9 protein-coding genes and 1 pseudogene are annotated in these 11,967 nt (G+C 61.4%); 4 read left to right on the top strand and 6 right to left on the bottom strand.

The window, feature by feature from the left end:
* The first annotated feature begins 261 nt into the window (after positions 1–261).
* Positions 262–1,476, top strand: coding sequence for a cation:proton antiporter (locus tag SAZ10_RS17425; RefSeq protein ID WP_318610616.1), 1,215 nt, complete (start codon positions 262–264; stop codon positions 1,474–1,476).
* A 6-nt stretch (positions 1,477–1,482) separates the two neighbouring features.
* Here the strand turns inward: SAZ10_RS17425 and SAZ10_RS17420 are convergent.
* Positions 1,483–2,063, bottom strand: a pseudogene (locus tag SAZ10_RS17420) (3-keto-5-aminohexanoate cleavage protein); the annotation flags it as partial.
* On the bottom strand, positions 2,056–2,667 hold the full coding sequence (locus tag SAZ10_RS17415) for an alpha-ketoglutarate-dependent dioxygenase AlkB (RefSeq protein WP_412535241.1): 612 nt from the start codon (positions 2,665–2,667) through the stop codon (positions 2,056–2,058). The gene SAZ10_RS17415 and the pseudogene SAZ10_RS17420, both read right to left, overlap by 8 nt.
* Before the next feature lie 118 nt (positions 2,668–2,785).
* On the opposite strand from SAZ10_RS17415, the gene SAZ10_RS17410 reads away from it, so the two are divergent.
* The 3 genes from SAZ10_RS17410 (at position 2,786) to SAZ10_RS17400 (ending at position 5,098) form a co-directional block, all read left to right on the top strand.
* On the top strand, positions 2,786–3,127 hold the full coding sequence (locus SAZ10_RS17410) for a hypothetical protein (RefSeq protein ID WP_318610612.1): 342 nt from the start codon (positions 2,786–2,788) through the stop codon (positions 3,125–3,127).
* Positions 3,128–3,350: 223 nt separating this feature from the next.
* Positions 3,351–3,800, top strand: coding sequence for a hypothetical protein (locus SAZ10_RS17405; RefSeq protein ID WP_318610610.1), 450 nt, complete (start codon positions 3,351–3,353; stop codon positions 3,798–3,800).
* Positions 3,801–4,039: 239 nt separating this feature from the next.
* Positions 4,040–5,098, top strand: a complete 1,059-nt coding sequence (locus SAZ10_RS17400; RefSeq protein WP_318610608.1) for a Gfo/Idh/MocA family oxidoreductase — start codon at positions 4,040–4,042, stop codon at positions 5,096–5,098.
* Between the two features lie 99 nt (positions 5,099–5,197).
* Here the strand turns inward: SAZ10_RS17400 and SAZ10_RS17395 are convergent, their stop codons facing one another.
* The 4 genes from SAZ10_RS17395 to SAZ10_RS17380 are packed head-to-tail and all read right to left on the bottom strand — an operon-like array spanning position 5,198 to position 11,876.
* Positions 5,198–6,976, bottom strand: coding sequence for a hydantoinase B/oxoprolinase family protein (locus SAZ10_RS17395; RefSeq protein WP_318610606.1), 1,779 nt, complete (start codon positions 6,974–6,976; stop codon positions 5,198–5,200).
* 29 nt (positions 6,977–7,005) lie between these two features.
* Positions 7,006–9,069 carry a hydantoinase/oxoprolinase family protein gene (locus SAZ10_RS17390; RefSeq protein ID WP_318610604.1) on the bottom strand — a complete coding sequence of 688 codons (2,064 nt, stop codon included), beginning with the start codon at positions 9,067–9,069 and terminating at the stop codon, positions 7,006–7,008.
* Between the two features lie 44 nt (positions 9,070–9,113).
* Positions 9,114–10,106, bottom strand: a complete 993-nt coding sequence (araD1, locus tag SAZ10_RS17385; RefSeq protein ID WP_318610603.1) for an AraD1 family protein — start codon at positions 10,104–10,106, stop codon at positions 9,114–9,116.
* A 45-nt stretch (positions 10,107–10,151) separates the two neighbouring features.
* Entirely contained in the window at positions 10,152–11,876 is a 1,725-nt protein-coding gene (locus SAZ10_RS17380) for an IlvD/Edd family dehydratase (RefSeq protein WP_318610602.1), read from the bottom strand.
* Positions 11,877–11,967 lie beyond the last annotated feature (91 nt).

Below are 11,967 nucleotides of genomic sequence, written 5' to 3'. Positions count from 1 at the left end.
AAAGGAATGTTCCCCCGCGTCCGCCCCCCTCGGAAGCGACACGACCGAGGGGGTATCGAACGATCGTCAAGCCGGTCGCGAAAACCGCAGGCAACCATCACGCGAACATCGAACGCTGAACCATGCGCCAAGCAGCGTGTTACTTCGTTCTCCTAGTCACGTGACGTGTCTGCCGCGTCGCGGATTGCAAGCGTTTCAAGGATGACCGTGCAGCTCGAGCTGGATCCGTACATAACCACACTCGCCGGTTTCGGAGCAGTCGTGCTGCTCGCGGCATGGCTTCCATTGCTCCTCAAGGAATTGCCCCTCTCGCTTCCGATCATCTTTGTGGGACTTGGAGCGGTCCTCATGTTTTGGTTGCCGGTAGCCGGACCCGATTCAAATCCGATCAAACACGGCCTCTTCGTCGAGAAAGCGACTGAGCTTGTGCTCATCGTTGCGCTGATGGGCGCCGGGTTGAAGCTCGACCGGCCATTTAGCTGGCGGCGATGGGCAGCGACCTGGCGGCTGCTGAGCATAACCATGCTGCTGTCGGTAGCCGGCCTGGCTGCCGCCGCCATGGTGCTGCTCGATCTGGATGCCGCGACGGCTCTGCTGTTGGCGGCACTCTTGTCTCCAACCGATCCAGTGCTCGCAAGCGACGTAGAAGTTGGCCCCCCTAATTCCGGGAAAGAGGACGAGGTGCGGTTCGCCCTCACCTCGGAAGCCGGCCTCAATGATGGTTTTGCTTTCCCTTTTGTCCATCTGGCGATCCTGCTGGCAGGTCTGACGACAGTCGATCAGCTCGACAATCTGATGCTTCAATGGTTCGCCATCGATGTCGTCTGGAAGATCGCGTGCGGCGTTGGGGCCGGCTTTGTCACTGGTCGTCTGCTTGGATGGCTTGTCTTCCGGATTCCAAATCGGGCGAGATTGGCGCGCAGCGGCGATGGCTTCGTCGCGCTCGGCATCACGTGTCTGACTTATGGACTGACAGAAACCATCGGTGGCTACGGGTTCGTCACGGTCTTCGTTTCCGGGCTCAGCCTTCGTGCCGTGGAACGCCGGCACGATTATCATGAACGGCTGCACGATTTTGCCGAACAGATGGAGCGCCTGATCATGATGGTGCTTCTCCTATTGTTCGGGGCTGCGCTCGTGGATGGCGTTCTGGCTGAGCTCGATCGACCTGCTATTCTGTTTACGGCGGCAGCCATCTTGCTGATCAGGCCGGTCGCGGGCGCTTTGGCTTTTATCGGCTTTCCCCGGCCGTGGGACGAGCGCGCGGTAATGGCGTTCTATGGAATACGTGGGGTAGGCTCTGCATATTATCTAAGCTACGCACTCAATCACGGCTCATTCTCCCGACCCGACTACCTCTGGTCGGTGACAAGCTTGACGATCCTGATTTCGATAATACTGCACGGCATGACGGTAACACCGGTAATGCGATATCTGGACCGTCGCCGCCGCCGGCTTCTAGACGGGAGCAACTAAGTCTGTTCATCGCGGCATCTCCTTGGGCCGCAGCGAAACCTTCTGTGCCGCGATGCGGAAAGCCGCGTTGGCAGCGCCATAACCCGTGTAGCCATTGCGGCGCTCGACGATCTCCAAAAAGAGGCCTTCTCCGTAGGTCCGGCCGTAGAGCTGGAAATACTCTCCGGCGCGGTCCCGGTCGTAGAGAATATTCTCCGCCCGCAACCGGTCGGTCAGCTCTCGGTCCAATGCGAAGCGAGCCTCGAGCTGATCATAGTAGTTCGGGGAAATTTGCAACGGATGAAAGCCAAACGCTTTGAGCGCGGCAGCCGAGGCAAATACATCAGCGCTCGAAAAGGCTATGTGCTGGACGCCGGAGCCGAAGCTCTTGGCGATGAAATGGCCTGCCGGCGTCTTGCGGCTCCCGCCCCCGTTCAGGGTCAATCGCAGCGCCCACCATCGCTTTCCACCACTTGGCTGTGCACCAGACCGCCCGGGTCGACGACATCGACCATCGGCAACTTCCGCGATTTGAAGATCGAGCTATAGAACAGCAGCCAGGTCAGTCTCTCCTCATAGTTCATCGTCTGCGCGACATGATCACGGCGCTGAACGAAGCGTGCGCAGGGTGATCGAGTAGCGATGCTCGGAGACGGGCGGAATGCTGTGCTCCCATTCGTGCCGCGCAGGACCCGTCATGAGATAGGCTGATCGCGGCTCAACGGTGATCGTCTCGCGCTCCCATTTGGTGCCGTTTTTCCTGCGCAGCCGAAAGCTGCAAGGCGCAAGCAGCGAGACGCCTGCCACGACTTCGAACTGCGGCTTGTCGCGATGCCAGCCGATCCCGGCGCCCGGCCGATATTCGTTGATCAGAATCTGGATGAAGTCCTCTGCCGGCAGATCTGCAAGGGCCGCCACTTTTTCGCGCAAGCCCAACAGGAAGCCGGGAATCTCCGCAGCTTCGATCAGTCGGCGATTTTCGTAGTCGTAGCGGAATCCAAATCCGACAACACGCCGGTTGGCGAGGTGACCATGAAAATTGAAGGGAGCGAATGGCAGCGTTTCAAGCCGGCTGACAAGCTCCGTTTCCTCGTCGCGGCCTATGAGGTCAGGCTGATAGCGGAATCCGGACGGCAGCGCACGTGCTGGTTCGAAGAGCGCGTCCTCGCCCCCGAATTCGAGCTGCAGTTGTTTTGACTTGGGCGACACCATTCCCGCTAGATGGTGGCTGTAGAGCCGAGTTGCGATGCTGCTCACGTCAGTCTGGCCTTTTCGGCATCGGGAACTATCTCAACAACTATTCGTCGAATAATCAGCCAGGAGGACAACGATGCCCGATGAAAGCGAAGCCTCGCGTACGACCCAGCGCGAAAGGCAGGAGGCCCTCGAAGCGCAGATCGCCCAACTTAAGCAAGAGGTAAGCAACCTCAATCGAAGCCTGGCCGAGCGCGCAAAAGAAATGAGCGAACGGGCCAGCGGCTGGTATGATGCCGCAACCGATCGAGCTTCGCGCGCCACCGAAGCCATGAGGACACAGGCACATTCCGTCTCAGAAGCTGTGAAGGAAAATCCCGGAACCATCTCATCCGCGATGTTGGTTGGCGGACTGATAGGTTTCATTCTTGGGATGCTCATGGGGCAAGCCGACGGTCGCCGCAGCCGCTGGTATTGAGTTGCGCTCCGTGAGCCCATGTCTGAGCTCCGGACGGCTTATCCTCCGGCGCCGTTAACACCGAAGTTCCGCCTCCCGAGCTCCCACTGCTTCCCAGCGAACGCCGTGCAGTCGAGCTCAAGGCAACGTATGGCAGTCGCGTGCGTTCTACTCGGGTAGATCGCGCGCAGCCGATGTGAGGAGCCGCTTCTATCGAAACGGCGACAGTCGGAGGGCATGAGAGATGTCCAAGTTCAAGGATGCCGTTGAGCGAGCAAAAAGGGAAGCTGGTCGGGGGCGAGATCAGCAGACGCGCAGGGACAAGGCTGGGCGTGATGCGAGCGCCAAAGAGTTCAACGTCCGGGCCAAGGCTTGGCTAGAGAACATTGCCATCGCGTCATTGCAGGCCGCCAAGGCAGATGTGGCAGACGAAGTGACTATCGACATAGACACCGCGGCGGTCCGTGCCGAAAGCATGACGCCTTCTATTCAGTTCCGACTCTACCGGACGCCAAAGGGAGACGAGAAGCATCTGGCATCGAAGACGTACACGGTTGCCGTTCAGGTAGATGGCGGAGTTTCAGTCTGCGCGCCTGGAATCGTTTCAAAGGATGCAGGCGTCATAGCGGACGAATCTGCCGAGCGTTTCACCACGTTGCTGGCCGAGCTGATCGCGGACGCGGCTAAAGGCTAGCCCGCCTACCCTTGTCGGAAAGCCCTACTCCCATCCCATGCCTCGACCGTGTAGTTGCCGGCCTCAATACGGGCCATTCTGATACAGTTCCAGGTTGCTGTCACAAACTTTCGAAGTCGTAGCCATCGTTCAAAACGTGCTGAGCATCGCCGGTCTGGGCGTATCCAGTGATGCAAGGTCCCGAATGTGCCTCGAGAGGCGCTCGACGCCATCAATTGCAGAGTGAGAGGTGAAACAGGATGCGTCTTCTAATACTCGGAACCGGCTGGATGGCCCAGCAGCATGCGCGGCAGTTCGGGAATATCGAGGGCGTCGAACTGGCCGGCGCCGTCGACATCGAGCCGAGCCGTGTCGACGAGTTGTCGGACACCTACGGCATTCCCAATCGCTTCACGTCGCTGGAGGACGCCCTGACATGGGGCAAATTTGACGCCGCGGCCAACATCACGCCGGATCGCATTCACCATCCAACCACCATGAAGCTGATCGCGGCGGGCAAGCCGGTCTTGTGCGAAAAGCCGCTGGCCGAGAACTACGTCAAGGCCAGCGAGATGGCGGACGCCGCCGAGCGGGCCGGCATCATCAATATGGTCAATCTAACCTATCGCAACGTTGCCCCGCTGCAAAAGGCCCGTGAAATGGTGCTTGCCGGCGAGATCGGCGCGGTCAAGCATGTCGAAGCGTCCTATCTTCAGAGCTGGCTCGTTTCGAAGTTCTGGGGCGATTGGCGGACAGATCCGAAATGGCTCTGGCGCCTGTCGCGCGGCCACGGATCCAATGGCGTGCTGGGTGATGTCGGGATCCATATCCTAGATTTCGCCAGTTATGGCGCGGGGCTCGACATCGAGCATGTGTTCTGCAGGCTCAAGACCTTCGACAAGGCGCCCGACAACAGGATCGGCGAATATGAACTCGACGCCAACGACAGTTTCACCATGGCGCTGGACTTCACCAACGGCGCGCTAGGCGTCGTCCACGCCAGCCGATGGGCAACCGGCCATCTGAACGAGTTGCGGTTGCGCATTTTTGGCGATCGAGGCGGGATTGAAGTCGTGCATAATCTGAAGGGGTCGGAGCTGAAAGTCTGCATTGGCGGGAATATCGAAGACGCCCTTTGGAAAACGCTCGATTCCGGATCCGTGCCGACCAACTATCAGCGTTTCGTCGATGCGGTCCGCAGCGGCGTGCCGGCTGAACCATCCTTCCGGCACGCCGCCGAGTTGCAGAAGGTGCTCGACCTTGCAGTCGTCGCGGCCGAGAGGCGGGCTGAATTGACGACGCACGCCGATACTCAGTGACCTCGTGGGCCTGAGGGCAGTGCGCCGCAGGCTAGACAGAGGAACATAGCCCGCGGCGATTCTGCTCAAATTCCTCTTGGCCAGACATCGGGCGCCCCCTTATCCGGGGGCTCGCCGACGCTGCGCCGTTGCCTGGCTGTCCACGGCACCCTCGGCCGTCAATATCACTCCGTAGACCTGCTCGGCTCGCTCGCGACTGATCCAGCCCTCCTGGATATCATGCCACACCCGCATCGGATCGCGTTCAAACGGATGGCCATATCCGCCGCCGCCGCCGCTGATGGACACCATCCGCTCATCCGCCGCGATCAGCACCTCAGCGCAGGCCGGTACGGGTTCGAGCGAGCCGTCGGCCCTGCGACGGAATTGGGCGGAGGGGGAGCCCGGCAACCCACCCCGCGCACCGGCGGCTGGGTTTATGTTGCCGTCGCTGACATATGCAACCGTCATGCTGCAATCGACCGGCCCGAACTCGGAATAGGCGCCGAGCGCCCCGCGGAATCGTCCCGCCCCCTCCGAGTCGGGAATGAGACGGCGACTGTGCACGAAGACCGGATGCCGTAGTTCATCCACTTCGATCGAGTCCTGATAGCACATGCCGGCATTGCCGACGTGCAGGATCGTCAACCAGCCGTCCGTCCAAGGTGTCCCCGCTCCACCCGTACAGCCGAGATAGACCTCGTTGACGAAAGGCTTACCGTCGTGAACGCCGGACAATACACCGCACGAGGGCGGGATGAGCGCGCCCGTCTCGGCTTGGCCCAGTCCATCCGCCAGTTCGGCCATGGCCGCCTGCACGGGATTCGCGACCCTGTCGGCAATATTTGTCGTTGCCACGGAGCAGGAAGTGGGATGACGCGACCTGCCGACGATACAGCCATCCCGAAGATGGATTTTGATCCGCCGAAAGCTGCCTTCATTCTTCGGCACCGTGTGGTCGATCGAGTTGAAGATGCCGATCATCGGCGTCGACAGCGCGCAAGCCTCGGACAGGTTGAGCCCGTTCGGCATCGAATCGGGGTTGTCTGTCATATCGACCTCGATCACCGCCTCGTCGGGCTTCACCTCGACCGTCGCCTTGATCACCACGCCTTCGGCAGGCGTGCCGGGAAACGGATCGTGTGTGCTCGTTCGGGTCACGCGGCCTGCGGGCAAGGCGCGGATCACGTCGATCATGCGCCGCTCGCTATAGTCGAACCATTGCTCCGCGTATGTTTCGAGGCGGTCCCAGCCGATTTCGGCACCCAGCGCCATGATCTCGCGTTCGCCGACACGCGCCGCTCCGAGCGTCGCCAGGTAGTCTCCCCACCATTGTTCCGGCACGCGTATGCGCAACTGGCACATGCGGATGATGTCCATCACGTGCTCGTAGTTGTCCTGGATCTTCACCGCCGGAAAGATCAGTGCGCCTTCATTATAGACGTCGACCGCCGAGCCCATATAGGTGGTCGGCAAGGAATTGCCGCAGTCAGCCTGATGCGCCTTGGCCATGACGGTGAAGCGGTGCCTACCCTCGTCGTCGATGATCGGAACCAGGATCGAATGGTCGGCCGGATGCGTGCAGCCGTGATATGGCGAGTTGTGCAGAAAGGCATCGCCGCGGCGTAGAACCGGATGGTTCTCTGCCATGGTTCGCGCCATGATTTCCGGGCCACGCAGCACATGGTTTGGCAGACTTTCCGCCGTCGCCAGCAGTTCGTGCTTTGCCGTCATCACAACGCAGCTGAAATCGCGCGCGATGGTCAAGATGCCGGAGCGCCCGGTGCGATGCAGCGTGTTCGCCATCTTTCGGGCGATGCCCTCGAATCGCGCCGTGAGAACGGCCAGTGCTGACCCATCCATCGGCACCTTCGACTGGCCGGCCGGTCCTGGAGCCATTGATGTATCTTCGCGCATTGGCTCCATCCTCAGATCGAGATAACCAGATTGCCGCGTGCGTCACGACGAGCGACAGCTTTCGGATCGATGACGATTGAAGTGAAGTCCGACTCCACTATGGCCGGCCCCGTCACCTCTTGGCCTTCCAGGATCGACTCAAATCGCCAGACATCCGTCTCGACCCAGTCGCCGTCCAGAAAGTGCACTCGCCGGGACGGCAGCCGCACCGGGTGTTCGTCACGCGCGAGGCGACCGGGAACGCCGGATCCCAACCGGCAGCGGACCTCGGCATTCCAGCCGACCGTCTCGATTTCAGCCGCGGGATCGCTGACGGCGAAGATGTCCTTGTGCATTTGATGGAAGTCCGAGACGAGCGCCGCGACCTCGTCCTTCCCGGTGAAACGATCGGTTCGCAGTGGAACTTCGATTTCCCAAGCCTGATCGACGTACCGAGCTTCGGTCGCCCAATCGACCTCGACAAGTCCGGCGCCCGATCCAGGACCATCGGCGAACGTCTGACACGCACGCATCAGATCGGCCAGGACGCCGTTGACGCCCTCAAGATCAAAGCTGTCGCTGCGGGTGTGGAACATCGCCTGGTAATGCGCTGTCAGGTCAGAGATCAGCGCACCGGACGCCGACAAGGCGGCGCCCGCTTCGGTGACGAGCACCCGTCGGCAACCGAGCCTCTTGGCAATCGCCACGCAGTTCAAACCGGCAGCCCCGCCGCCGGCGACGAAGGTCGCCTGCGTCTGGTCGATGCCCTGGTTGACGGTGATGTCCATGATCGCCTGGACCATGTGCTCCGTGGCGAGCCCGACGATATCGACTGCCGCGGCCTCGACGCTCTTTCCCAGCGGTTCCGCCACCTGGCTGCGAATAGCCTCGATCGCGCCTGCCTTGTCGAGAGCCATCCGGCCGCCGAGAAAGAAGGCCTCGTCGATGAAACCAAGAACAAGGGCTGCGTCTGTCAGGGTCGGCCTGGTGCCGCCGCGGCCGTAACAGACGGGCCCCGGCACCGCGCCCGCGCTCTTCGGGCCCACATGGAGCAGCCCACCGGCGTCAACCCAGGCAATGGACCCACCGCCGGCGCCGATGCTCTTCACGTCCACCGACGGCATGCCGGTCATATGGCTTCGGAAGGGTTGGCCGAGCCAGGCTTCGCGGCTGCGGGGAACACGTCCGCGTCGGACCAGCGAGACGTCGAAGGTCGTACCGCCGGTATCACCGACGATCAGCGTTTCGTCCCGTTCGGCGCCACCGTAGATTTTGGCCGCGAGCGGAGCCATGCTTGGCCCCGAATTGATCAGATGCACCGGCGCTTCCGCTACCTGGCCGGCATCCATCACGCCGCCCTGAGACGTCACGACGAGAACACGGCCGTTGAAGCCGGCATCGCGCAGCCGCTGTTCGAGACCCCTCATATAGGCGCCCATCAATGGCTTCAGCGATGCGTCGATGCAGGTCGACGAGGCACGGCGGTACTCGCGGATCGAGGGATTGATGCGATGCGAGAGCGTGTAAGGGATGCCAGGGCAGTGCTTTTCGATCAATGCGCCGACAGCCAACTCGTGGACCGGATTCACGACCGACCATAGAAAGCAAACCGCAATCGCTTCGACATTGCGCTCTTTGAGGCCATCCAGGATTGCGACAACTGCAGCCTCGTCGAGGGGCTTCTTGATCGACCCCGATGCCATGATGCGCTCGGGCACTTCGAAGGTCAGCGCCTTCGGGACATAGGGCTCCATGTAGGGGACAGTGAAATTGAAGGGCTCGATGCGCCCCCCTTCCCGAAACACCAACGTGTCCGGATGCCCCTCGGTGGTGAGGAACGCCGTACTGGCGGTCGACCCGGTCACAATCGCGTTGATCGCGTGTGTCGTGCCATGCACGAGCACGTCGCCCCTGCCGAGAAAGTCAGCAAGGCTTTGGCCGGCAGCTTCCGACGCGACTTTCAGGCTATCGATAACCCCGGCGATCGGGTCCGACGGCGTCGTCGAGGCTTTGTGCATGCTCAGCACGTTGTCCTCGTCTGCGACCATCAGGTCTGTGAAGGTGCCGCCGGTATCGACAGCAAAGCGGAGGCCCATGGGCAAGGTCCTACAATTCTCGGGGCGTCAATAATCCAGGCGCGTCAAAGCGAACGGACGGTGAAGGAAGGTTTCGGGGCGGCCACCATGGCGTTGCGAAGCGGCCGGCCGAAATCTGGCACGTCGATCTCGAAAACATCACCGGATTGCGTTTCGACACCGTTTGCGCAGCTCAGAATCGCAGCGCCGAAAAAATAGGCGTGCAGGTCGCCCGGACGCCGGAACATGTCATATCGAAAATGGTAGTGCTCGAGGTTACGGATCGAGTGGGACATGTTGTCTTCGCCGCTCAGGAAATCGCCTTCCCAGATCGCCTCCCCGCCGCGCTTCACGCGCACCTTGCCGCGTGTGTCGGCGGGGAGATCGTCGACCAGCAGCTCAGGGCCCATCGAACAAGCGCGCAGCTTGGAATGGGCGAGATAGAGATAGTTCAGAGCTTCGGTGACCTGGTCCGAGAACTCATTACCGAGGGTGAAGCCGATCCTCCACGGATTGCCGTCGGGCCCGATCAAGTAGAGGCCTACAATTTCCGCTTCCTCGCCTCCGGCCAAGGCGAAATCGGGCATCGGCAGATCCGCTTCGGGTCCGACAATGCATGTGCCGACCCCCTTGAAGAACCATTCCGGCTGCACGCCGACCTCGCCCGGCGCTGGCTTGCCGCCTTCCAGTCCCATCCGGAAGATCTTCATGGAATCGGTCAATTCACCGCCTTCTCCATGTGCCAGGTCGTGCATTTTGTCGCGCGCGTCGGCGCTGCCGATATGGGTCAAGCCTGTTCCCGTGACCCAGAAGCGCGCCGGCTCCGGATGATCGAGCGGCGCAAGCAGACGCCTCTCCGCAAGCAACTCGTCGTAACTGACCGGCGCCTCTCTGGCCGCTTCTGCGACAATCTTCTTGAGACTTGCGCCGCTCTCGACGGCTTTGACGGCGAGGTCGTACACCGTGTTGGTGCCGGCTAGCGGGATGATGTCGCCGCCGCCCTCCGAAATGCCGACCTTGCGGCCGCCGGAGCGGGAAAGGAATTGGACGAGGCGCATGAAAGTCTCCAATAGTCTCGAAGAATTGGGGCCTGGTGGAAGGTGCTAGTGAGAGTTTCTGGGTATTCCAGCGCCGCGCATGCCGCCAAGAAAGCCGAAATCGGCGCCCTCATCGGCTTGCAGAACATTGTGAACATACAGGCTCTGGTAGCCTGACCCGGGTGGGTCCGGCGGCGCCCACTCGCGCCGGCGAGCTTCGAGTTCGGCCTCGGAAACGTCCAGCTGAAGCCGGCGGTTCGGCACATCGAGATCGATCATGTCGCCTTCGCGCACGAGTGCCAACGGGCCGCCCGCTGCCGCTTCGGGCGCGACATGCAGAACGACCGTCCCGTAAGCAGTGCCTGACATGCGGGCATCCGAAATTCGAACCATGTCAGTGACGCCTTGCGCCAGCAACTTCGGCGGCAATCCCATATTGCCGACCTCGGCCATTCCCGGATACCCGCGAGGTCCGCAATTCTTCAGCACCATGACGCAGGACGGATCGATATCCAGATCAGGATCAACGATGCGTCGCTTGTAATCCTCGATCGTTTCGAAGACGACGGCGCGACCGCGATGCGTCATCAAGGCCGGCGTCGCCGCCGATGGTTTCAGCACCGCACCCTTTGGCGCGAGATTGCCACGCAAGACGGCAATGCCGCCTTGCCTGGCCAACGGGTTGTCCCAGTCGCGGATGACCTCGGTGTTGAAGTTTTCGGCGTCCTCAACATTTTCCCAGATAGTCCGTCCAGTGACAGTTATTGCGTCGCGCTCAAGCAGCCCGCGCTCGCCGAGGCTGCGCATCACCACCGGCAGACCGCCGGCGTAAAAGAACTCCTCCATCAGGAACCGGCCGGAGGGCTGCAGGTCGACGAGGGTCGGTATGTCGCGACCAAAGCGATCCCAGTCGTCCAACGACAGATCTACCCCGATGCGCCGCGCGATGGCGAGCAGATGGAGAACGGCATTCGTCGACCCGCCGATAGCGCCGTTGACGCGGATGGCGTTGTGGAAGGCTTCGGGCCTTACGATGCGTGACAGCGTCAGGTCCTCGTGAACCATCTCTACGATGCGACGGCCGGTCAACTGCGCCAGCACATTGCGTCGAGCGTCCACTGCCGGGGTTGCCGCGTTCTGCGGCAGCGCCAAACCAAGCGCCTCGACCATGCTGGCCATGGTCGAGGCTGTGCCCATGGTCATGCAGCTTCCGGCGGACCGACTCATTGCGGCCTCTGCCGCCATGAAGTCATCGACCTTCATGCGACCGGCCTTCACGTCCTCGCTGTAACGCCAGACAGCAGTTCCGGAACCGATCTGTTCGCCTCGGAAATTGCCGTTGAGCATCGGCCCCCCTGAGAGCACGATGGTTGGCAGGTCGCACGACGCCGCGCCCATCACGAGCGCAGGCGTTGTCTTGTCGCAGCCGACCAGCAGCACGACGCCATCCAGCGGATTGGCCCTGATCGATTCCTCGACATCCATCGATGCGAGGTTCCGATAAAGCATCGCGGTCGGACGCATATTGGATTCGCCGAGCGACATCACCGGGAACTCAACCGGAAAGCCGCCTGCTTCCAACACGCCGCGCTTCACGCGCTCGGCGAGCGCGCGCAGATGCGCGTTGCAAGGGGTGAGTTCGGACCATGTGTTGCAGATGCCGATCACCGGCCGGCCATCGAAGCTGTCAGCGGGCATGCCCTGATTCTTCATCCAGCTGCGATGCATGAAGGCATCCTTGCTGTTTCCGCCAAACCAGGCCTGCGACCGCAGTCTTTTTGTCTTTGCCATTGATTGCGCCAAAGCCTCGATGTATTCTGCTATACCGAACACAGTTCGGCAATGCGGGCAGTATGAGCAGATCAGTGGCGTTGTCAACGGC

This window comes from Mesorhizobium sp. BAC0120 (assembly GCF_033542235.1).
Taxonomy (GTDB): Bacteria; Pseudomonadota; Alphaproteobacteria; order Rhizobiales; family Rhizobiaceae; genus JAWRCU01.
This window is presented reverse-complemented; position numbering and strand designations above follow the sequence as displayed.

Excerpts from the sequence above, each read along its gene's own strand:
- SAZ10_RS17415 (WP_412535241.1), bottom strand. The coding sequence starts at position 2,667 with ATGGTGTCGCCCAAGTCAAAACAACTGCAGCTCGAATTCGGGGGCGAG.
- SAZ10_RS17410 (WP_318610612.1), top strand. The coding sequence starts at position 2,786 with ATGCCCGATGAAAGCGAAGCCTCGCGTACGACCCAGCGCGAAAGGCAG.
- SAZ10_RS17405 (WP_318610610.1), top strand. The coding sequence starts at position 3,351 with ATGTCCAAGTTCAAGGATGCCGTTGAGCGAGCAAAAAGGGAAGCTGGT.
- SAZ10_RS17400 (WP_318610608.1), top strand. The coding sequence starts at position 4,040 with ATGCGTCTTCTAATACTCGGAACCGGCTGGATGGCCCAGCAGCATGCG.
- SAZ10_RS17395 (WP_318610606.1), bottom strand. The coding sequence starts at position 6,976 with ATGGCTCCAGGACCGGCCGGCCAGTCGAAGGTGCCGATGGATGGGTCA.
- SAZ10_RS17390 (WP_318610604.1), bottom strand. The coding sequence starts at position 9,069 with ATGGGCCTCCGCTTTGCTGTCGATACCGGCGGCACCTTCACAGACCTG.
- araD1 (WP_318610603.1), bottom strand. The coding sequence starts at position 10,106 with ATGCGCCTCGTCCAATTCCTTTCCCGCTCCGGCGGCCGCAAGGTCGGC.
- SAZ10_RS17380 (WP_318610602.1), bottom strand. The coding sequence starts at position 11,876 with ATGGCAAAGACAAAAAGACTGCGGTCGCAGGCCTGGTTTGGCGGAAAC.